This window comes from Lancefieldella parvula DSM 20469 (genome assembly GCF_000024225.1).
In the GTDB taxonomy this organism is placed as follows: Bacteria; Actinomycetota; Coriobacteriia; order Coriobacteriales; family Atopobiaceae; genus Lancefieldella; species Lancefieldella parvula.
Window position 1 is genome coordinate 22,776 of sequence record NC_013203.1, and the last position, 22,403, is coordinate 45,178.

A 22,403-nucleotide genomic window follows, 5' to 3' on the forward strand; every position below is an offset into this window, starting at 1 on the left:
AAGACCAGGTAAATAGCGTTTTGAAAATTATGAAAAATCGCCTGTTATGTAGCTGGTTATTTTGATGAGATGTTGTTCTTAGGTTGCTTGCCTGGTTTGTGTGCTTTGCGACGTAGCTTATTGACACTGCGCATCACGTGTGGCGTGAGGTCAACGTCAGCAGGTGAAAGCACATTGAATTTGAGAGACCAGCGTCTTAAACCGACGGTAATCGCAACACAGATAATAGCTGCCCAAATTTTGGTGACTCCTACATAAGAGACAAGTGCCCAATATGAGGTAGTACCGGCAACTGCACAAAACGCATAAAGATTGCTTCGCTGGAAAATACGAGGGATATCGCCAAGAAAAACATCGCGGAGCATACCGCCACCAACACCTGTGATGCTTCCCATTAGAATGACCGAGAAGGGGAGTAGGTGATATACCAAGGCTTTGTCAGTGCCAACAACAGCAAAGAGGCCAACGGAGATAATGTCAGTCCATTCAAGCATACGCGGGAATCGATCAAGCGGCTCAGGGAACATAAACAACAAAACGGCGGTAAAAACTGCTGCTGGAATGGCGTACGGCGAGTTGAGCATGTAGACGCCACCTTGTTGCATCATGGTGTCCCTGATTAGCCCACCGCCCAAGCCGCCTAAAAGGCCAAGACCTACAAATCCCACAAGGTCTAAGTGGCGATCTCGTGCGACTAAAATTCCGGAAATAGCACCAATAATTACCGTCAGAAGGTCTAGCCAGTAGGGGATACTCACAGAAATTGCATCTATACCATAAGGCGAGAAAAACGGTGGCATCCATACCTCCTACTGGTGTTTTTACTTTTTATTAGTATGACAATACTACACATGTATTAAAAATACACAGAACTTCTCGCCCTATATTGGTGAGAAATCCGTTATACTGACCGATGCGGTTTTATATGGAGAGTTGTCCGAGTGGCCGAAGGAGCACGATTGGAAATCGTGTAGGCGTCTAAAGCGTCTCCAGGGTTCAAATCCCTGACTCTCCGCCAGAATTTTCACGGCGCCTACGGGCGCCGTTTCACCCTTCGGAGGGGTGGCAGAGTGGTTGAATGCGGCGGTCTCGAAAACCGTTTACCCCTTTTAGGGGTACGAGGGTTCGAATCCCTCCTCCTCCGCCATTTAATATTTTGATTTGATTAATTGCTGCTAATACAGATATATTTATTTGTTGTTTTTATATAGAATGCTTTAGGATAGTAATTCGATGTCATTTTTTGACACGAGGGGAGAATTAAATGGCTGTTTCAGCAGATGAATTGAACGGCTACAGGCGCGATCGCTATTTTGCGCGCTCCTGGGCACTTTTGACCATGGAAAAGGGTTGGTGGAAGCCTGTTCTTATCATGGCTCTATTTGGCCTTATTCCAATTGTTGGAATCCTTGCACTTGTTGGATATGCACTTGAGACTGCACGCGTGACTGCATGGGGTATTAATGCTGGTCCAAAGCAGAAGGATCTTAAGTTTGGCACTTACATTGCAACTGGTTTCAAGGCGGCTGTAATTGCACTTGCATTTGGTTTGGCATACAGCATTGCGTTCACAATCCTTGCTTTTATCCCAGTCGTTAATCTGATTCTTATTCCTATCTTTATCGTTGTAGCATTTGTTTATCCATTGCTTATCAACGTTATTCAGGTTCGTGCAGCAGTTTATGGACGTATCTCTGCTGGTTTTGCTTTTAAAAATATCTTTGAGATGATTAAGCATGACGTAGGCGGCTTGTTCCGTATCTTTGGTATGGGCATTGTGCTTGCCATTGTTACTTCTATTATTATGGGTATCATTGGCGGCAGCGCTGCAATTAGCATGATTGTAAACGTTGTCACTCAGGCTATAGCTATTGCAAAAACTCAGAATATTACTAGTGAGAGCCAGCTAATTGTTATCATGGTTGCTCTTCTTGCACGTGGCGTCCTTCAGATGGGACCAATCTTCCTTGCTATTGGCTATATTGGTCACGTGTTAGGCCTTATCGTTATGCTTCTTATGCAGAACGCAATTGCCCTTTGGATGCGTCAGTATAATGTTTCTGCATGGGGACAGAGCAACGATCCACTGCCACCATTTATTAACGATCCTCGCGATGGCGCAGCTGCTGCTTATTCAGCTCCATCGCCAGTTGCTCCAACTGCACCAGTTGCAACCGCCGCTCCTGCAGTAGCACCTGTCGCTGTTCCTGTTACAGCATCAGCAACAACAGTTGCTCCTGAGGTTCCAGGTGCGGCTCCAGTTCCAGCGGCACCTGCAGCTCCAGTTGAGCCCGTAGCAGCTCCAGCTCCAACGGCTCCCGTAGCCCCCGCTGCCCCAGTAGCTCCAGCAGCACCCGCCGCTCCTGCTGCTCCAGTAGCACCAGCTGAACCCACCGCACCAGTAGCCCCGACATCACCAGCAGCTCCAGTTGCACCAGCAGCACCAGCTGCTCCTGCTACACCAGCAGCTCCAGCATCGCCTGCCGCCCCAGTTGCACCTGTTGCACCAGCAACACCTGTGGTTCCAGAGGCACCTGTTGCACCCGCAGCTCTAGAGCCTGCGCCAGCTTCAACCATTGTTGTTGAGCCGGTTATTCCAGTAACTCCAGAGACCCCTGAAGCACCAGCTGCTCCAGAAGACGCATCAACTCAGAATCCTGAGGAACCTGCAGCTCAATAATATAGAGCACATATAAAAGAAACGACCATCATGCAGATTGTGTGATGGTCGTTTTTTTTAATCCTATATTTCTTAAATTGCGTCTTTAACCATTCTTTAGAAAGATTCGCGTCAGACATCTGCAAGATCAGAGACAAAATGCCGACAAATTGTCAAATTAAGCTTTATATGTGGACTGCATGTGAGAAAAATTGTGGGCTAGTTTCGTAATTGAGCATTTATGTGGTATGATGCTTGGTCGAACTTTCCTGCTTCGGGTGCACCTTCACTTCCCGAAGCCATTAGCCCAGAGGAGGTGACAATATGAAGGCCTATGAACTGCTGTTTTTTGTTGATCCAGCTTCCACAGAGGAAGTCCGCGCTGGCGTAATGAAGCGTATTGACGTTGCTATCACCGCTGACGGCGGAGTAGTCGACAGCGTCGAGGACTGGGGTAAGCGAAAGCTTGCTTTTGAGATCGACGATCTTACCGAGGGTGACTATACCCTCATCAATTTCCATGCAGATCCAACGCAGATTGCAGAGCTTGATCGAGTTCTGCGAATCAACGATGCTGTTAAGCGTCATATGATTGTGCGTCGAGTCGATAAGGACTAAGTCCTTGTATTGGAAAAGTGGAATTATTCCACGATGAGAGGTAGTGAGATTAATGAGTATTAACAGGGTTAACATTTCGGGCAACCTGACCCGTGACCCGGAGCTTCGCTCCACAGCAGGCGGTACCCAAATCCTATCCTTCGGCGTTGCGGTTAATGATCGTCGCAGGAATCAGCAGACTGGTGAGTGGGAAGATGTTCCTAACTTTATTGACTGCGTAGTGTTTGGTCAGCGTGCTGAAGCACTTTCCCGCTTCCTCTCCAAGGGTTCGAAGGTTGCTATTGAAGGCAAACTTCGTTTTAGCTCCTGGGAGACGAAGGAAGGACAACGTCGCAGCAAGCTTGAGGTTGTTGTCGATGAGGTTGAGTTCCTTTCTAGGAATCAGCAGGGTGGAGCCCCTACATCACAAGGCGCACCATCTTATGCAGCTCCAACTCCACAGGCACCCGCTCCCGTTCCGGCTCCGCCAGACGAGGAGTTCTACGATGCTGATATTCCGTTTTAAACATTAGACAGCAGCACAGTTGTTACTGTCATCTGAAAGGTAAAAGACATGGCTCAGCAGAAACAAGATTTTCAGCGCCAGCCGCGTCGCAAGTATTGCCAGTTCTGCAAGGAAGAGACTGAGTTCATCGACTACAAAGATACTCAGCTTCTTCGCAAGTATATGACCGATCGTGGCAAGATTAAGCCTCGTCGTGTCACTGGCACCTGCACGCAGCACCAGCACGACATTGCACTTGCTATCAAGCGCGCACGCGAGATGGCACTTCTGCCCTACACCGTCCCTGTGGTTTCTAGCCGCGGTGGCCGTAGTCGCGGATAACCTATCTGTTCTTTAGGTAAAGTTGGTTAGCAATGGATAGACCGGATTCAAACATTCCTCAGGCACCTGAAGGGTATTCTCGCCCAGAGAGTAGCTCGCAGAATTTTGCCGGTCCAAGTAACCAAAACGGAGGCAAGCCGCGTCTGTTTGAGGCTCCAACTTATAAGCAAGGCTTTATGCTTTGCGTTATTGGTGGAGTTATTACTGGGTTCCTTTCTTTTATTGGAGCTGCTCTGGTTGCTTATGGCATGGTAATTGCTGTCTATTGCAAAAAGGGGCACGGATGGTTTGGTCCCGCTATCACTTCGGTGTTTATTACGGGTGTGGTAGCTTATTTGCTTTCGGGACCAACAGAGGCGGCAACTTCGGTTACTGCTTGTGCACTTGCTCTTGGAGTTGGCTGCGCTTTTGCAACAGAGAAGCTCACCGTTGGTGTTGGATCTCTTCTTGTGGGAGCAACAGCTTTGGCACTTCTGGGGTACGATGCGTTCTTCGCTACAATTGCAGGAACAACTCTGCCCGAGCTTGCTCAGAACGTATTTAATCAATACGCTTCACAGGTCTCAAGTGCTTCTCCAGAGATCCAAGAGGGTCTTTCAACTGCAAGGTCACTCTTTATGCTCTTTTGGCCAACCAGCTATACCGGTATGGCGCTTTTATATTTTGTAATTGCGCGTTTTGGAGCTCGAACAGTGTATAAAGCGCTGACAAGAGACCCACAGAAGTTGCCACAGTTCCAGCTAATGGATGTTCCCTTTTGGATGTGCGCTCTTACGGTGGCCAACTTGTTTGTGTATGCACTTTCAAGCACCATTTTGCCTGCACAAGACGTGCTTCAGCTTATTACGCTGAATGTATTTATGGCCCTTAGAGTTGTTTTTGCTCTTCAAGGTCTCGCAGTGCTCACGTGGTTTGTGTGCGAGAAACACTGCTCACCAGCACTTTCTCTGTCACTGTTTGTATTGGCAGGCATGTTAGAAGTTCAGTTAGGCGTTATGGCTCTTGTAGGACTTATTGACGCCTGGGCAAACTTTCGAAAACTTGATCGCTCAGGAAGCCAGGATTCAGAGCCTACGATAAACAACAACTAGTCGATACTATCGACTCATCAAAGGAGTTTCCCATGAAAGTTATTCTCTTGGGCGAGCTTCGCGGTAAGGGCGGCGAAGGCGACATTGTAGATGTCGCACAGGGTTATGCGGAGAACTTCCTGTTCCCCAACAAGATTGCCCAGCCTGCTACACCGGGTAACATCAAGCAGCTTGAGGAGCGTCGTCACAATATCGCTAAGCGCGAAGAGCAGCGTATTGCTGACGCAAATGCTACTAAGGCAGCTCTTGATGGCAAGCTCGTAACCGTTGACGCTCGTATTGGTGAGGAAGGCCAGCTCTTTGGTTCCGTCACCACCGCTCAGATTGCTGATGCAATCGAAGCACAGCTCAACGTCACTGTTGACCGTAAGCGCATTGCTCGCAGCGCTGCTATCAAGACCGCTGGTCGCCACAATGTCACCATTGAGCTTTATCGTGACATTACCGCTACCGTTGCTGTTCTTGTTGGCAAGGACGATACTGCTCCTGCAGAGGAGGAGGCCGAGGAGACCGTTGCTGAGGCAGCTGTTGAGGTTGAGGTTGAGTCCGCTGAGTAGTTTTATGCATGCATAAAACACTGCGCTCCTGCATTTTTTGATGGTTTATACAATTTCTATAGTTTTCTACAGATTTGTAAGCTTTTATAGAGAGCTCAGCCATCTGAAAAGAATGGAATGTTTGTTCGAACCACCCCTTTGTGAAACATAACAAAGGGGTGGTCTTTTTATGTGTAGACGGAACAGTATATTTTTTTCTGTTCTACCTGCGGTTATTCATAATGTTATGTAAAACATATTCACTTAACCTGCGGAATTGTAATTTGATTTGTATAATCGCAGATAAGCAATTGTGTAGAAAATACTACGTGTCGAAAAAAGTCAAAAAAATGTTGAAAACGTTGAAAACTCAAGGAAATCCCGCTCAGGGTATGCGAGTTTTGGGAAATCGTGTTGAAGACTTATTTTTTAAAATTTTGCAAGTCAAAATGACTCTTTATTTTTTTGAAAAGTACACTACTATTCAGATTCATTCCCAAAAAACATGATTGGAAAAGACGATGGCACAAGACTCGTTTGAGATGAATCCTACGCAATTGACAGCCCTAGAGAACGCTTCTATGCCACAAGATTCTGATGCTGAGTTTTCCATTCTTTCTGCAATGATTCTCTCGGAAGAGATCCGAGGAGAATGCCTTATTAGGCTTTCTTCCGAGGATTTCTATATTCCGTCTAATCAAATTATTTTTGAAGCAATTAAGTCGCTGTTTGATAACAATAAGCCGGTAGATGTAATTTCACTTGCTGATCACCTTAAAAGTAATGGTAAGTTTGAGCGTGCTGGTGGAGCTGTTCGTTTAGCGGAGCTTGGCAATAACCCACTAGCTATGGTTGGCTGGGAAAACCACGCTGTTATGTTGCATCGTGATACTACGCTCAGAAAGATGATTAGCGCTTCTGCAAAGATTTCTGCTTTGGCCTACAATGCCCCGGAGGATACAAAGCAAGTTGTTGATCAGGCAGAAAAGCTCATTTTTGACGTAACTAACAGAGATGTTCAGCAGTCCGAGCAGAACATCGAAGATATCATGACTAATCTTTTTGATGAGCTTCAGCAAAATGCTGGAAAAGATGCTGCTGAGCTGGGTGTTCAAACTGGATTTGCAACTCTTGATAATCTTTTCCAAGGCCTTCGTCCTGGTCAGATGGTTGTTATTGGCGCTCGCCCTGGTGTTGGTAAGACTTCTTTTGCTCTTAGTATGGCTTATAACGCTGCGGTTTCCGGTGCAACTGTTGCGCTCTTCTCGCTAGAGATGAGCAAAATTGAGATTGCACAGAGGCTCTTGGCTTCTGAATCAAAAGTAGATTTACAAACCATTCGTTCTTCTAACATCAGAAATGAGCAGTGGCCTACCCTTCTAGAGGCAGCAGAGCGTATTTCTCGCCTTAAAATCATTGTTGACGATACTCCAGGCACAACAGTCACAGAAATCCGTGCAAAAGCCCGTAGAATGCTTAATAAGGCCGAGAAGGGCGTCATTATCATTGACTACCTCCAGCTACTTTCTCCACCAGCAGAAAGGGGGCGTGCAGATAGTCGTGCAACTGAGGTTTCTGAGATGTCTCGTGGCATTAAGATCATGGCAAAAGACCTTAAGGCGCCCGTTATTGCGCTTTCTCAGCTCAACCGTACGCTTGAGAACAGAAACGGCAAGCGCCCACAGCTCTCTGACCTGCGTGAGTCTGGTGCGATCGAGCAGGATGCAGATATTGTTTTGCTGCTCGACCGTTCGCTCAGTGATGAAGAAGCTGCACGTGACGATCGACCTGATAAAGATGTTACCAACATCATTGTTGCAAAGAACCGTGCTGGTGCTTTAAGAGATGTTCCTATTATGTTTATGCCAACGTCTACTAAATTTGTTGAGCTTTATCAGGGAAACAATTACTCAGAAAGCGAAGCAGCGCAGTATGCTGCAATGACAAATCCTGCACACTAATCGTTTCTTGTATGTGACAAAACCTCTGCGCTTCTGTGTTTTTGCCAGTGGCATTAGATATACTTATGAAGCAACCCCTAAAGAGGTTGCAATCGTCAGGTAATAGTCGTATTTGTAGATGGCTGCGATAGGGGAGAACTTATGCCAGCTTCCGTACTTGTTGGTGCTCAGTGGGGAGACGAGGGTAAGGGTAAAGTTACCGACCTCATTTCCGGAGATTTTGATGTTGTTTGCCGTTATGCGGGCGGTGCAAATGCAGGCCACACGGTAATTGCTGGAGACACAAAGCTTGCACTTCACCAGGTGCCATCGGGCGTTATGTATGAGAACACCTATCCAGTTATTGGTAATGGTTGCATTGTTGATCCTGAGGTTCTTCTCGGCGAGATTGACATGCTGGAGAGCAAGGGTATTTCTTGCGACTTGCTTAAGATATCTGGTAATGCTCATATTGTTATGCCTTACCACAAAGATCTTGATGGCGTGCACGAGAAGAAGCTAGGCAAGAACCTTATTGGTACCACTAAACGCGGTGTCGGTCCAACTTACATGGACAAGATGAACCGTACTGGCCTGCGTATTCAGGACATGCTTGACGAGAAAATCTTCCGCAAGAAGCTTGAGGCTGCACTTGAGTACACCAATCCAATCTTGAGTCTTGTGTATGGCTTGCCAACCTATACCGTTGACCAGATTTGTGAGACGTATCTGCCTTATGCAGATCGTATTCGTCCTTATATTGTTGAGTCTTCTCTTTTTCTTAATGAAGAGCTTGAGGCTGGAAAGAACATCCTCTTTGAGGGTGCTCAGGCAACTATGCTTGATATCGACCACGGAACCTATCCATTTGTTACTTCTTCTAATTGCACCGCTGGAGGTGCGGTAACTGGTTCTGGTGTTGGTCCAACCAATATTGACCGCGTCTTGGGCATTGCAAAGGCATACCTCACACGCGTCGGCTCTGGTCCATTTCCAACAGAGCTTTTTGACGAGACGGGCAATCTTCTTGGTGAAGTTGGTCACGAATACGGTGTAACTACTGGTCGTAAGCGCCGCTGCGGTTGGTATGACGCAGTAGTTGTTAACTACGCAGCACGTATTAATGGTCTCACTGACCTAGCAATTACAAAGCTTGACGTTCTCGGCTGCCTTGATGAGATTAAGGTTTGCGTTGCTTATGAGTGCGACGGTAAGATCTATAAAACCGTTCCTGAACACCAGAGCGTTTTCTATCATGCAAAACCTGTGTATGAGACTCTTTCTGGTTGGAAGTGCGACATTTCTAACGTTCGCAATTTCTATCAGCTGCCTCGTGAAGCTAAGGACTACATTGATTTCCTGGAACAGCTTGCTGGTGTACGCGTTTCTATCATCACTGTTGGTCCAGATCGCGAGCAGACAATCGATCGCTACTGGAGGTAACCCGTGGCGTCTTCGGACTGCTCAACTTTTGCAATAGTTTGCGATAACCCCTGTGGGCTTGAAGTCTCCCAGCTTGAAGCCCTGGGGGTTTCTGTAATACCTGGAGCCCTAAGTTTTGATGTCGATCAGGTAGGCAAGTTCTATCGAGGTGTTTATGAGTCTGGAATTCATGAGATTCTCTCGCTCCATGTGAACGCAGGTTTTTCTGAATCGCTTCTTACAGCAAAAAAGGCGTGTCAGGAAAATCCTGATATTTCGGAGTCAATCTGTTTGGTAGACAGTGGAAATATGCCTACCGCCATGGGAATTATGCTTGAACGTTTAAGTGTGGCAAGAAAGTCCGGAGCATCATTTGAGGCGGTCTGCGCGTATGCGCAAGAACTTGCTGAAGTAGTTGCCACAATGTATATCACAATGAATAGGATTGCTCTGCATAAAAGCAAAGGTAAGCATCCTGGGCTTTCGTTAAGGCGTCGACTTGAGCGTTTGCATAGGCGCATTTCAAATGATATGTATCTGTATCGTTTGGTTGGTGGAAGATGTACAGAAGTTGCTCGCTCATCAGATTTTACTGACCTAGCAGCAAGAATTTCTCGACTTATGAGCGCTTGTTTTGTAAAGCGCGGCGAGCTTAAATATGTAGTGATTTCAAGTGGTGTGAAGCGCATAGAAAAGCATCTCAAAAAGCCGCTTAAAACCAATGAATATGATGCAGAATGTATTGCAGAAAGACTTGCTTCTCCCGAGTTTAAAAAATATTTGGGAGAAGGCTCTGTTGGCGTTGCTTGTATCCCAAAGGCGTTGTATCAGAAGGCTGGAGTACTTATGAATGACACCGTTGATATTTTATTGCTTGGTGCGGGTGGCCGTGAGCATGCTCTTTTGACTAAGCTACAAGAGTCATCTCGCGCAGGAAAAATTTATGTTGCTCCAGGTAATGGTGGTATGGCTGCCCAGGCAGAGATTGCTCCTGTTGATCAGAATAATCCTGATGAGGTTGTTGCTTTTGCTAAGGAAAAAGGCATTGGCTTGGTAGTTATTGGTCCTGAGGCACCTCTTGTTGTTGGCGTTGCAGACGCTGTTCGTCAGGCTGGCATTGCATGCTTTGGTCCTAATAAAAACGCGGCTCAGATGGAGGGTTCAAAGGCGTTTGCCAAGGGTGTTATGGAGCGAGCAAACGTTCCGACTGCCGCTTGGAAGTCTTTCACAGACCAGAAATCTTGTGAGTCGTATGTTCGTCAGATTGGCGCTCCTGTAGTTGTTAAGGCAGATGGTCTTGCCGCAGGTAAAGGTGTTATTGTTGCAACTGAGCTTGAGCAAGCTCTTGAAGGTGTTCGTGAGTGTTTCTCAGGTCATTTTGGTGATGCGGGTGCAACCGTTGTTGTTGAGGAGTTCCTTGAGGGACCAGAGTGTTCGCTGCTTGCACTAACTGATGGAACTCACGTTATTCCACTAGCAACTGCCCAGGACCATAAACGTGCTTATGATGGCGACAAAGGTCCAAACACTGGTGGCATGGGCGTATATTCTCCTGTTCCATTTGTGACCAATGAAGAACTTTCTCAGATGAGTGCAATTGAGCAGCGTGTTGTTGACCAGCTCAGAAAAGAGGGCATCAACTATTCTGGTTGTCTTTATGGTGGATTTATGCTGACCAAGGATGGCCCCAAAGTTCTTGAGTTTAACGCTCGCTTTGGCGATCCGGAGACTCAGGTAGTCCTGCCTCGTCTTGAGGGTGACTTGGTTTCAATTTTAATGGCATGTGATAACAGCACACTTCGTCATCAACAGGTTGCTTGGTCTGATTCGGTTGCTGTTTCTGTAGTTTTGGCAAGCGCTGGATATCCTGGTTCTTACGAGAAGGGCAAGGAGATCACTGGCATTGAGGCTGCTCAACAGCTTGAAGGTGTCTCAGTTTATCATGCCGGAACTGCCCAAACTGAAGATGGAAAGATTGTTACTGCTGGCGGACGCGTGCTTAACGTTACTGCTCTTGCTCCAACTTTTGAAGAAGCTCGCGCTCGCGCATATGAGGCTTGTAATCTTATCAACTTTGAAGGTAAGCAGTTTAGGCACGATATTGGACTCAAGGCTCTTCAAAGCCGCTCAGAAAAATAATTGAGGTTAGTGTTTATGAAAAATCAAAGTGACGAGAAAAACAATGTCCAGGATAGTGCCCGGACTAGCAGTCAGAGCAGCGCTCAATTTAATGACGTGTTTGATGATATGCAGCCTACTGATCCGGAGATTATTGATGCTGACACGCAGGTAACTCCAGAGGTATTTGATTCTGCTCGCAATGATTTACAATCGGCAGTTGATTCGCTTACTTATGATGGAGAGCGTGTTGCTGTGGATGATGCTGCCTACCATCATTCTGGTGAGCCACAAAAACGCAGTTTTGTAGCAGGAACCGAGGATGCGCGTGATGCCTTTCTGGAAGAAAAATCTCTCACTGAAAATACCGTTTGGGTTGGCCGTATTTTTGACGTAAACAGACTTCGTGTTTCGTTACCTGATGGACGTACCGCTCTTCGTGATGTTGTGCGCCATCCTGGGGCTGTTGCAATTGTAGCGCTGACTGATGATGGAAGAATTTGCTTGGTTCGTCAGTACCGAACTGCACTTGGTCGCGTGACAGTTGAGTTGCCTGCAGGAAAGCTGGACCCAGGCGAGGATCCTCTTGATTGTGCTCACCGCGAGTTGTTGGAAGAGACAGGAATGAAGGCGGGAAAGATGGCGTTTCTCACCACTACCGCCACTTCTGATGGATTTACTGATGAGCTTATTCATCTCTACATGGCAACTGAGCTGATCTTTGAGGGTTCAAATCCAGATGCCGATGAATTCATTAACGTAGATCTTGTTCCACTATCTGAGCTTATAGATGCTGTTCTTGATGGCAAAATTGAGGATGCAAAAACTATCATTGGAGCTCTTATCTGCGATTCAATTTCACGCCGATTGCCTATGGAGTAATTACGCATGTCTAATCGTTCTTCTCGTCCTGTATTTGGTCGCTCTTTGGCCTCAGCTTCTAACAGAAACGGATTTGGTAACAACGCTTCTGGCAAACATCGCAAATCGCTGTTTGCCAGTTTTCTTTCTTATTACGCTCCGCAAAAACATCTGTTCATTCTGGACACTATTTGCGCCATTATTTTGGCTTGTATTGAACTCGCGTTTCCTCAGATTCTGCGATCGCTCACAAAAGGTCTGTTTACACAGGGTAAAGATGTCATTTTAGCCAGCCTTGGATTTATTACCGTTGGCCTTGTTGTTATGTACTTTGTTCACTTTCTGTGCCGCTATTTTGTCATTAGCTGGGGACACATCATGGGTGCGCGCATGGAAAGCAAAATGCGAGAAGACCTATTTGACGCATACGAGCGCATGAGTTTCTCGTATTATGACCGACATAAGACGGGCGACTTGATGAGTCGTCTGGTATCCGATTTGTTTGATATTTCTGAGACAGCACACCACGGTCCTGAGTACCTGATTATCGGCTTGCTTGAGATTGCTGGTTCTTTTGTTATCCTGGCTTTTATTAACGTGCCTCTTACGCTGGTACTTGCTGGAATTGCCGCTGTTCTTGTGGTGTTTAATTTCTTTGCCAATATGCATATGCGGGGAATCTTTAAAGAGAACCGCATGCGTATTTCTGATGTGAATACTCAGTTAGAGGACTCGCTTTCTGGCATTCGCGTGGTTAAGGGCTTTGCGGCAGAAGATCACGAGCGTAAGAAATTTAGAGCAAGCAATTCGGCGTATTTAGACTCCAAGGCCAACATGTACCGAGCTATGGGTAGGTATCAAGCTGCTATTTCGGGCATGATGGGTGTTTTGAATACCGTTGTGTTGGTTTTGGGCGGTTGGATGATTGCTCAGGGTCAGATGCAAGCAATTGATTTGGCCACCTACGCGCTTTACATTTCGTTGTTTACTACGCCAATCATGAATATTTTGAACTTTACCGAGACGTTCCAGAAAGGACTTGCTGGCTTCAAGCGTTTCATGGAAATTCTTAAAACCCAGCCGGATATTCAAGACGCACCTGCTGCCAAGGATATTCAGATTTCAGCTGGAGAAATCATCTACCAAGACGTTCATTTCTCTTACGACAATGCTGAAGATGTTATTGACGGTTTAAATCTTCATATTGAGAGCGGAAAAACCGTTGCTCTGGTTGGCCCTTCAGGCGGAGGTAAGTCAACTACCTGTGCTTTATTGCCACGATTCTACGACGTAACAAGCGGAAGTATCACTATTGACGGTCAGGATATTCGTTCCGTTACACAGCACAGTTTACGTTCGGCAATTGGTATGGTTCAACAAGACGTGTATCTTTTCGACGGCACCATCGCTGAGAATATTGCGTATGGTTGTCCTGAAGCTTCTGCAGAAGCTATTGCGCTAGCAGCCAAACGAGCAAACATCGCAGAGTTTATTGAGTCGTTGCCAGACGGATATAACACGCAGGTAGGGCAGCGTGGAACAAGGCTTTCTGGTGGACAGAAGCAGCGCATTTCTATTGCGCGTGTATTCCTGAAAAACCCTCCGCTGCTCATTTTGGACGAAGCAACTTCTGCTTTGGATAACGAATCCGAGCGCGCAGTTCAGGAATCTCTTTCCGAATTGGCAAAGAACAGGACTACGCTGGTCATTGCTCACCGTCTCTCAACAATTATGGGTGCTGATGAAATTATCACTATTGATCATGGTCGTGCAGTTGAGCGTGGAACCCACAATGAGCTGCTAGAAAAAGGTGGAATTTACGCTCATTACTATCAAATGCAGTTTGGTGGTGCGCCAAATCCTACAAGGCGGTAAAATAAAATATTAAGTGCTTTGCGAAATTCTTTTGCTACAGCAATCGTTTTTCTCGCGATGTACTTGATTGAAGTTTATGATTTATAGTTTGCAATTTGCGAGTTGCAACTAGCAGCTTGTAATCAAAGTCGAGAGTCAACGCTTCAAAAGCCCTGAAAGCGTGTCTATGCAGGTTGAATGAGAGAGCTACATGGCTAAAGATGATGCAGAACGTTCAAGCTTCGCGCGTCGCCAGAAGGGTGCGCTTGATGCTGACGCAGCTGAAGAGTTGTTTACCAAGGTAGACGAGACAGGTCACCCTAATGAGGAACGTGCAGCTTTAGAACGTACTCGCAGGCAGGGTGGAGCTGCAGCGGTAGACGTTGACCCTCTTTCGGGATCCGATCCTTCAGGCTCAAATATCGAGAAGGTCATTACAAAAACGGCAGTTCTTTTTGTTTTGATTTTCTTGGTAATTGTTGTTCTGATGCAGGTTTCTTGTGGTGTTATTCGCCGAGCTAACACAGCAAATCTAACTGAGTCAGTTACGGTGCGAACTGTTGCGTCTGCATTGCGTGGCGGTGTTGAGTGGGGCAATGGATTTACACAATTTCCTGAGGATTTCTCGGTTCAGGAAGCTGATGAGAACACTGGGCGCGTTGAGGTAACGGTTACCGATACTACTTCAAAAGACGTGCTTGAATGTTACGCGGGATCTAGTGTCCAGGCTCAGGCGTTTGCCATTAATGCACTGCTCAACCCGCGAATTAATACGGTTGTCTATCATGTCAGTGTTCACCGAAATGATCAAGGTGAGCTGCAGAAGTCTCAGCTCTTTGGATTCCTTAAACCGGGCGGAGATGCAACACCTATCTTTACCTTTACATTCTCAAAGACGCAGTCTTCTGATGGTGTAAACATTACCATGGTTATTACCGGTGCAAACAACACGATTCAAGAAGAGTTACGCGATCAGATTGCTACATCATTTACGCCAGTTCGTGTTCTGGGCGGAATTGTTGGTGGCGATTCTTCGTCGAAGAACAACTCAACAACTGGTACCACAAGTACTAACGGTTCAAGTGGTACTAACGGAAACGTAACAAATACAAATGGCACTTCAAACACTACGTCAAGTGGCAAATAACCTATAGCAACAGCAAATCAGAATGGGTGTCCACTTAAAAAAGAGGACACCCATGTTTTAAAAGACAGTAGTTGCGGCTAAATCCGTATTAGAACGCAAAATAATGCAGCGATTTAGCGTCGATACGCTACTCTTGCAGAAGCTGAGTAATCAGGCCAAGCTTTGTTTCAAACGAAACACCGCGAAGCTCAAAGTTTGGCTGCTCACGAGTAATCTCCATGGACTCGCAAACAAACTCACCAGCAAACTCGACAGCGTCAGCAATTTCCTGGCCACACATAACTGCAGCTAAAAGTGCAGAAGCAAACAGATCGCCGGTTCCGTGCAGCATGTATGGCAGAAGCTCGGAAACAATTTCACCGCGCTCAGACTCGGTAGCAACAAAGTTGCGGATAAGATTATCATTGCGAACAATACCCTTAAGAACAACGCACTTTGCACCCATTTCAAGTAACGCGTCGAGTAGTTCATTTACTTGCTCGTCAGTTAAATTTTGACCAGCGTAAGGAATACCAGTTAGAATCGAAGCTTCTGTAAGGTTTGGTGTCAGAATATCGGCACCGTTTACCAGGGATTTCATTGCGTCACAAAGCTCTTGCGTATATGTTGGATACATCTTGCCGCCATCGCCCATAACTGGATCAACAATGCGAAGTGCTTTTGGATGCTCCTGATATAAACGTTGAATGCTTGCAACCTGCTCTGCAGCGCCAAGGAAGCCAGAATAAATAGCGTCCAGGTCAATGCCTTCTTCCTGCCATGCATCAAGATAATCCTCGAGCATGTTGGTGGTGTCATGCATGTAGAACGTAGGGAACTTGGTGTGTGCCGAGAAAAGAGATGTAGGCACTGGACAAACGTCACATCCCGCTGCAGAAAGCACCGGAATGGCTATACCAAGCGAGCATTTTCCGTATCCACAGAGGTCATGCACTGCGGCAATACGGGGGATGTACGAGCTTTCTCGCTGGTACAGAACGGAGTTGGTTTCATTCATTACAGTTTCCTTTCACGTGGACTGATGGACCAACGTTCTAGAAAATCATACTCTATACTGTGAGGTGAATGATTGGCGTATTCGTCTATTTTAAGAGAAGTAACAAAGGAGCAGAAATGGCAGATCAGCCTGTTGTCGGTATCATCATGGGATCAAAGAGTGACCTTGCAACTATGGAAGGATGTACTAATGAGCTTGAGCGTCTTGGTGTTCCATACGAGCTGGTCATTGCATCTGCTCACCGCACCCCAGATAAGGTTCACCGGTGGGCTGAGAGTGCTGCTGAACGTGGCATCAAGGTAATTATTGCAGCTGCAGGAAAGGCCGCTCACCTGGGTGGAGTCGTTGCAGCATTCACTCCGCTGCCTGTTGTTGGCGTTCCAATGAAGACCTCTGATCTCGGTGGCATGGACTCCCTGCTCTCCATGGTTCAGATGCCATCTGGCGTGCCTGTTGCTTGTGTTGCTATTAACGGTGCTAAAAACGCAGCTATTTACGCTACACAAATCTTAGGCGCTTCACTTCCAGAGTATCGGGAGAAGATCGTTCAGCTTAAGGCTGAGATGGCTGACGCATAAATCGGGGACAATCAGCAAAAACTTCTTTGTTGCTTCTTTATAGTTTGCTAGTGGCTTTGGTTTAAATGGAAGCAATAACTAAACCTGCGCTATAGATAACCTAAAGCGCAGGCTTTTTACAACTATAAGATGTGATAAAGCGATGACTTCGTAAGATGTATAAAGATTTTTGTTCCGTGCATAGCTAAACTTTTAAAGGGTATGACAAGAGAGTTCCTTCAGAAGGGAAGTGCATGGAATCAAGAAACGGCAAACATTTTTCATCATTTGCCGCTGCTGATCAGCCGGCTGAAGATAATGAAGTTTTAAAAACCTCTGTTGAAATGATACCTATGAAAAGCATGGTTTCGTCTAAAAAAGATAGCAATAAGAAAAAACCTGGTAGCAAGCCTGCCAAGAAAGGTTTTTCCAATATCCTTTCAACCATTTTATTGATAGTTGGAATTGCTCTCTTAATTGCTGCAGCTATTATGTTTGGAAAAACGCAGGTAGATTATTATGCTCAGGATGTTATTAATCAGGAGCTTGCAGCTTATACTACAGTTCCCGAGAAAAAAGACGAGGCTCCTGTTGTTGATTGGGCTGGTCTGAAGGCAGTGAACAGCCAAGTTGTTGGTTGGATTCAGATTCCTGGATCACAGATTAACTATCCTGTTTACCAGACTACGGATAATGAGTACTACCTCCACACCAACGCAAAGGGAGAGTGGTCTATCGGTGGCCAGATTTTTATGGACTACGAGAATAATCCAAATGGTTTAATTGATCAGCAGACTATTCTTTATGGTCACCATATGCGTAACGGTTCCATGTTTCAATTCATTGGTGCCTTGAACGACCAGAATACCTTTAATAAAGTTGAGACTATCTGGTATGTTACGCCTACTCAGACGTATGAGTTAGAGCCTATATTCACTTATCATACTGATGAGGATGACGATGAAGTCAGGCAGTTTAACTTTACTTCAGTGGATGAGTTTAGGTCTTATTTAAAGGATAGGCTTTCTAGAGCAGTAAGCTCTCGCTCAGATGCGGCTGAGGTTATTTCTCGCACCGAGCATGTTCTTACACTCTTTACCTGTAATTATACTGATCAATATGGTCGTACCATGCTCATCTGTGTTCCAAAGAGTGAGGCTCAGCCAAAGACTCAGTAGTCGGTATTATAGGCAGGCAGAAGACGTCAGCTAGAGCAGTAAAATACTGCTTTCTTAAAAAATTGTTACACGCTCCAAACATATTTGTTCGGAGCGTTTTTTCTTACAAATTTCTAGGTACACTGTAAGTACTGTTGCCAAACGTGAGAGACGTTTGATCAAGGGTGGCTCAAGCTGAGGCATCCGGAGGGGATCCAATGGAACTTCACGAGGAATGTGGCGTCTTTGGTGTATGGGCGCCTGACCGTGACGTTGCTCGACTCACTTATTTTGCGCTGCATGCGCTGCAGCATCGCGGGCAAGATTCCGCAGGTATAGCCGTTGGTGATGGGCAGACCGTGCTTATCAGAAAAGACACGGGCCTTGTAACTGAAGTTTTCAACAACGATGATCTCAACGCAATGCCAGGTAAAGTGGCTATCGGTCACTGTCGCTATGGTACCGCGGGCGCCAAAGGCTGGGAATCGGCTCAGCCGCACATGTCGTCCATCGATGAGACCCTCATTGCTCTGGCGCACAACGGCACTCTTGTTAACTTTGACTCCTTGCGGGAGGAACTATCTTCTCGCCAGATTTCCTTTAGATCAAACACGGATTCCGAGGTAGCGGCCCAGCTTATTGGCTACTTCACACATCAAACGCATCGACTGCGTACCGGCATTGCCGCAACTATGAACCTTATCGAGGGCGGCTATGCTATGGTGCTTATTCGTGAGAACGCTCTCTACGCGTTTAGGGATCCTAACGGTATTCGTCCGCTGGTACTTGGCTATATTGGCGAGAAGAACCAGAATAACTGGGTGGTTGCATCTGAGACATGTGCGCTGGATATTGTGGGTGCAACGTATGTACGTGAGGTTGCCCCTGGCGAAATTATTCGCATATCAGACAACGGTCTGTCTTCTGAGATGGGACTTTCTCCTCGTCAGCAGGCAGATTGTATTTTTGAACAGGTGTATTTCTCGCGCCCTGATTCTATTATTAGCGGTCGCTCAGTGTATTCTGTTCGTCATCAGATGGGTCGACAACTGGCAAAAGAAACACCAGCAAATGTTGATCTGGTAATTGGTGTACCGGATTCTGGCGTTCCTGCAGCCGAAGGTTTTGCACAAGAGTTGGACGTGTCATTTGCTACCGGCTTAATTAAAAACCGCTACGTTGCAAGGACGTTTATTCAACCTACACAGCAGCTTCGTGAGCTGGGTGTTCGACTCAAGCTCAATGCACTGTCCGACGTTGTTGCAGATAAGCGCATTGTGATGGTGGATGATTCGGTTGTTCGCGGCACTACCTCAAAGCAGATTGTTCAGCTGCTCAGAGATGCAGGAGCTACAGAAGTGCACGTCAGAAGCGCTTCTCCTAAGGTTGCGTGGCCATGCTTCTACGGTATTGATACTGCTGACCAAGATCAGCTTGTTGCAGCAAAAATGAGCACAGAGGAAATTTGCGAGTATATCGGTGCAGACTCTTTGGGCTTCTTAAGCATTGAAGGTCTGCTTGCATGCGTGCCATCAAGGGGTTATTGCGAGTCATGTTTTAATGGCAGGTATCCTGTAGCAATTCCAAAAGACTTCCATGGAAGGTTTTTGCCAGAAAACACACCAGACAATCTGAATCCGTCTTTTGCACTAAAATTTGACCAGGTAGAACAGCAGTTAATTGACGAGGGTCTTATGCCCTCAGAGCAGTAAGAGGAGAACAATGACTACTTCCGCTGATCCAACCAAGCAGATTACTTACGCTGACGCAGGCGTTGACGTTGATGAGGGCGCCCGTGCGGTTGACGCCATTAAAGCTGCTGTTGCTACAACTACTCGCCCTGAGGTCATTGGTAGCCTGGGTGGTTTTGGCTCTTGTTTCTCGGCCGCTGCACTTAAGGACATGGAAGAGCCTGTGCTGGTTAGTGGTACTGATGGCGTTGGTACTAAGCTTGCTATTGCCCAGCTGCTTAACCGTCACAACACGGTAGGCGAGGACCTGGTTGCAATGTGCGTTGACGACATTGTTCCTATGGGTGCCGAGCCTCTGTTCTTCTTGGACTATGTAGCTGTGGGTAAGCTTAAGGCTGGAGCGGTCGCTGAGATTGTTGGCGGTATTGCAGAGGGTTGCCGTAAGAGTGGCTGCGCTCTGGTAGGTGGTGAGATGGCTGAGCATCCAGGCGTTATGAATCCCGACGATTATGATTTAGCTGGCTTTGTTGTAGGCGTTGTTGACAAACCAAAAATTTTAGGTCCCGAGAAGGTCAGCGAAGGTGACATTATTCTGGGACTTCCTTCTTCTGGTATCCATTCAAATGGATATTCCTTGGTGCGTAAAGTTGTTATCGAAGGCAAGACTGTTGAAGAGCTTAATCAGCCACTCGAGGAACTTAACGGTGAATCTCTTGCAGACGCTGTTTTGCGTCCAACCACTATTTATGCAGGTGGATTGCTTGCAGCTCTTCGTGCAGGAGCGCCTATCAAGGCTATGGCACATATTACTGGTGGCGGAATCACCGAGAACCTCAATCGCGCGCTACCAGCTCACCTTGATGCTGAGGTTGATCGTGGTGGGGAAGCTGGCCCTGCGTGGTCTATTCCGCCTGTTATCTCATATGTTTCTAACGCTGCAAACCTATCTCTTGATGAGCAGTATCGTACATTCAATATGGGTGTTGGCATGGCTCTTATTGTGGATATGGATGATGTTGACGATGTGGCGGAAGCTCTTTCTGATCAGGGATTTGAACCATTTATCATAGGCCAGATTATCCCAGGCACCGGAAAGGTGGTCTACAACGATGCCGATTAAGCTTGGCGTTCTTCTTTCCGGCTCAGGTACCAACCTCCAGGCTATTATTGATGCCATCCAGGCTGGTAAGTTAGATGCAACTATTGAGCTGGTTGTTTCTTCTCGCCCCAGTGCATACGGCTTGAAGAGGGCAGAGGCAGCTGGCCTGCAAACCCTGACGCTTTCAAAAGAGACGTATGAGGATCCGTTTGTTGCAGACATGGTCATTGCGACCGAGCTCAAACGTTATGACGTTGATTACGTTGTTATGGCCGGTTATATGCGCAAAGTTGGCGCCCCTATTCTGGAGAGCTTCCCTAATCGCGTGCTCAATTTGCACCCGGCGCTGTTACCAAGTTTTCGCGGTGCACATGCTATTCAGGATGCATATGAGTACGGCGTCAAAGTGACGGGCGTTACCGTTCACCTAGCAAATGCTGATTATGACCGCGGACCTATCATCGCTCAGCGACCTGTTGTGGTTGAAGAGGGTTGGACCGTCAATCAGCTTGAAGAGGCAATTCACCAGGTAGAGCATCAGCTTTATCCAGAGGTTTTGCGGTTTTTTGCCCAGGACAGGGTTCACGTTGAGGGCAAAAAGGTTCGTATAGAGTTAGGCGAGTAAATGGCGAGAAGTGCCCAGATTAAACTGAACGACGTAGCAACATCGCGCGTTAATAACCTGAACTTTATAAGGTTTATTGCTGCGTTGATGGTCATTGTTTCTCACTGCTACTCAGTGGTCTTAGGCGGCGACGCTGGTAGTTATCTACTGCAGTTAACTGGGGATCGTTTGAGTCCAGGCGGCGTTTCTGTTGGTATCTTCTTCTTGTTTGGTGGATTTTTGATTGCTCGAAGTTGCGAGCATTACCCTGAACCAAAAAAGTTCTTCTCGGCACGTGTTGGTAGACTTTTCCCAGAACTCATATTTGTTGTGATTCTTACAACTTTTGTGTTGGGTCCAATATTCTCAACGCTTTCACCTGTGGAGTATTTTACTAATCCACAGACATATAAGTACCTGCTTAATGGTGCCTTAATAATGGTTCATCAGTTGCCAGGAGTGTTTACGAACAATCCTTCGGGTGATGTGGTTAATGCTGCACTGTGGACGCTTCCCGTTGAGTTTATTTGCTATATACTGTGTTTTATAAGCTATAAGCTCACCAAATTTGATAAGAAAAAGTTTTTGCTGCTCTCAGTACCTGTTTTTATACTGGCAGCAGTGTATTACGTGAAGTTTTCTCCGTTTCAACTAAGCGTTGTTCGTGCAGTACTTTTGTTTTATTTGGGCGTTTTAATTTGGGTACTTAGGGACCGAGTTATTATTTCACCTATTTTAGGCCTAGCATCGATTGCTCTGTGGTTTGTCATGGTTTTCCGTGGCATTGACAATCTTGCAATGCTTACAGTTTTCCCTGTTGCATGCTTTTATCTTGCGTACGGTATGGGCAATCACTTTAGTAAGTTTGGCACAAAGTTTGAGCTTTCCTATGGCATTTACCTTTGGGCTTTTCCAATTCAGCAAGCGCTAGTTCTGTATTTTCCATCATGGCACCCTTATACAAATGCGCTGGTTGCAGCTTTATTAGCAACTTTTGGGGCATTTGTTAATCATTATGTTGTAACCGAGCCGCTTAGAAAATATCTAAAAGAACGTCGTCAGAAGGCCCATAAAGAGCAGAAATCTTCCAAAGAATAATAGAGTGCCGAGAAGGTAACCTACGCGCTATTCCGCTTATATCACTGCAGTAATTGCGGCAACAAGACCAAAGAGAATACCTTTTTGCATACGATCTCAAACACGAACGTCTGTCCTGGTCTAAAGGA

20 protein-coding genes and 2 tRNA genes are annotated in these 22,403 nt (G+C 46.4%); 20 read left to right on the top strand and 2 right to left on the bottom strand.

Features of this window, described 5'->3' with window-relative positions:
* Window positions 1–56: 56 nt before the first annotated feature.
* Window positions 57–800: a trimeric intracellular cation channel family protein gene (locus APAR_RS00105; RefSeq protein ID WP_012808116.1), complete on the bottom strand. Its 744-nt coding sequence runs from the start codon at window positions 798–800 to the stop codon at window positions 57–59.
* A 127-nt stretch (window positions 801–927) separates the two neighbouring features.
* On the opposite strand from APAR_RS00105, the gene APAR_RS00110 reads away from it, so the two are divergent.
* The 14 genes from APAR_RS00110 (at window position 928) to APAR_RS00180 (ending at window position 15,072) form a co-directional block, all read left to right on the top strand.
* Window positions 928–1,018 (top strand) — tRNA-Ser (locus APAR_RS00110).
* Between the two features lie 38 nt (window positions 1,019–1,056).
* Window positions 1,057–1,147: transfer RNA gene (locus APAR_RS00115), tRNA-Ser, on the top strand.
* Between the two features lie 117 nt (window positions 1,148–1,264).
* Window positions 1,265–2,680 carry a DUF4013 domain-containing protein gene (locus APAR_RS07390; RefSeq protein WP_012808117.1) on the top strand — a complete coding sequence of 472 codons (1,416 nt, stop codon included), beginning with the start codon at window positions 1,265–1,267 and terminating at the stop codon, window positions 2,678–2,680.
* A gap of 303 nt (window positions 2,681–2,983) precedes the next feature.
* On the top strand, window positions 2,984–3,277 hold the full coding sequence (rpsF, locus tag APAR_RS00125) for a 30S ribosomal protein S6 (protein WP_012808118.1): 294 nt from the start codon (window positions 2,984–2,986) through the stop codon (window positions 3,275–3,277).
* Between the two features lie 52 nt (window positions 3,278–3,329).
* Window positions 3,330–3,782, top strand: coding sequence for a single-stranded DNA-binding protein (locus APAR_RS00130; protein ID WP_012808119.1), 453 nt, complete (start codon window positions 3,330–3,332; stop codon window positions 3,780–3,782).
* A gap of 48 nt (window positions 3,783–3,830) precedes the next feature.
* Window positions 3,831–4,103, top strand: a complete 273-nt coding sequence (gene rpsR / locus APAR_RS00135; protein WP_012808120.1) for a 30S ribosomal protein S18 — start codon at window positions 3,831–3,833, stop codon at window positions 4,101–4,103.
* 32 nt (window positions 4,104–4,135) lie between these two features.
* Window positions 4,136–5,194 carry a DUF2232 domain-containing protein gene (locus APAR_RS00140; protein WP_012808121.1) on the top strand — a complete coding sequence of 353 codons (1,059 nt, stop codon included), beginning with the start codon at window positions 4,136–4,138 and terminating at the stop codon, window positions 5,192–5,194.
* 32 nt (window positions 5,195–5,226) lie between these two features.
* Window positions 5,227–5,751: a 50S ribosomal protein L9 gene (gene rplI / locus APAR_RS00145; protein ID WP_012808122.1), complete on the top strand. Its 525-nt coding sequence runs from the start codon at window positions 5,227–5,229 to the stop codon at window positions 5,749–5,751.
* Window positions 5,752–6,251: 500 nt separating this feature from the next.
* The gene (dnaB, locus tag APAR_RS00155) at window positions 6,252–7,691 is read left to right on the top strand and encodes a replicative DNA helicase (RefSeq protein WP_012808123.1); all 1,440 of its coding nucleotides are present in this window, start codon (window positions 6,252–6,254) and stop codon (window positions 7,689–7,691) included.
* Between the two features lie 141 nt (window positions 7,692–7,832).
* Entirely contained in the window at window positions 7,833–9,113 is a 1,281-nt protein-coding gene (locus APAR_RS00160; protein ID WP_012808124.1) for an adenylosuccinate synthase, read from the top strand.
* Between the two features lie 3 nt (window positions 9,114–9,116).
* Window positions 9,117–11,231, top strand: a complete 2,115-nt coding sequence (purD, locus tag APAR_RS07485) for a phosphoribosylamine--glycine ligase (protein ID WP_012808125.1) — start codon at window positions 9,117–9,119, stop codon at window positions 11,229–11,231.
* 15 nt (window positions 11,232–11,246) lie between these two features.
* Window positions 11,247–12,092 carry an NUDIX domain-containing protein gene (locus APAR_RS00170; protein ID WP_012808126.1) on the top strand — a complete coding sequence of 282 codons (846 nt, stop codon included), beginning with the start codon at window positions 11,247–11,249 and terminating at the stop codon, window positions 12,090–12,092.
* Window positions 12,093–12,098: 6 nt separating this feature from the next.
* Window positions 12,099–13,946: an ABC transporter ATP-binding protein gene (locus tag APAR_RS00175; RefSeq protein WP_012808127.1), complete on the top strand. Its 1,848-nt coding sequence runs from the start codon at window positions 12,099–12,101 to the stop codon at window positions 13,944–13,946.
* Between the two features lie 190 nt (window positions 13,947–14,136).
* Complete coding sequence (locus APAR_RS00180) at window positions 14,137–15,072, top strand: hypothetical protein (RefSeq protein WP_012808128.1); 936 nt, start codon at window positions 14,137–14,139, stop codon at window positions 15,070–15,072.
* A 127-nt stretch (window positions 15,073–15,199) separates the two neighbouring features.
* On the opposite strand, the gene APAR_RS00185 is transcribed toward APAR_RS00180, so the two are convergent.
* The gene (locus tag APAR_RS00185) at window positions 15,200–16,069 is read right to left on the bottom strand and encodes a pyridoxamine kinase (protein ID WP_012808129.1); all 870 of its coding nucleotides are present in this window, start codon (window positions 16,067–16,069) and stop codon (window positions 15,200–15,202) included.
* Between the two features lie 116 nt (window positions 16,070–16,185).
* Between APAR_RS00185 and purE the strand changes: the two genes are divergently transcribed.
* From purE to APAR_RS00215, 6 genes are all read left to right on the top strand, one after another.
* A complete protein-coding gene (purE, locus tag APAR_RS00190; protein WP_012808130.1) occupies window positions 16,186–16,647 on the top strand; it encodes a 5-(carboxyamino)imidazole ribonucleotide mutase in 462 nt (153 codons plus the stop codon).
* A 233-nt stretch (window positions 16,648–16,880) separates the two neighbouring features.
* Window positions 16,881–17,804 carry a class B sortase gene (gene srtB / locus APAR_RS00195; RefSeq protein ID WP_012808131.1) on the top strand — a complete coding sequence of 308 codons (924 nt, stop codon included), beginning with the start codon at window positions 16,881–16,883 and terminating at the stop codon, window positions 17,802–17,804.
* A gap of 197 nt (window positions 17,805–18,001) precedes the next feature.
* Window positions 18,002–19,495, top strand: a complete 1,494-nt coding sequence (purF, locus tag APAR_RS00200; protein WP_012808132.1) for an amidophosphoribosyltransferase — start codon at window positions 18,002–18,004, stop codon at window positions 19,493–19,495.
* 10 nt (window positions 19,496–19,505) lie between these two features.
* The gene (gene purM / locus APAR_RS00205; protein ID WP_012808133.1) at window positions 19,506–20,594 is read left to right on the top strand and encodes a phosphoribosylformylglycinamidine cyclo-ligase; all 1,089 of its coding nucleotides are present in this window, start codon (window positions 19,506–19,508) and stop codon (window positions 20,592–20,594) included.
* Window positions 20,584–21,198: a phosphoribosylglycinamide formyltransferase gene (gene purN / locus APAR_RS00210; protein WP_012808134.1), complete on the top strand. Its 615-nt coding sequence runs from the start codon at window positions 20,584–20,586 to the stop codon at window positions 21,196–21,198. The genes purM and purN overlap by 11 nt, the downstream gene beginning before the upstream one ends.
* Window positions 21,199–22,275: an acyltransferase family protein gene (locus APAR_RS00215; RefSeq protein ID WP_012808135.1), complete on the top strand. Its 1,077-nt coding sequence runs from the start codon at window positions 21,199–21,201 to the stop codon at window positions 22,273–22,275. It abuts the gene before it with no gap.
* Window positions 22,276–22,403: the final 128 nt, after the last annotated feature.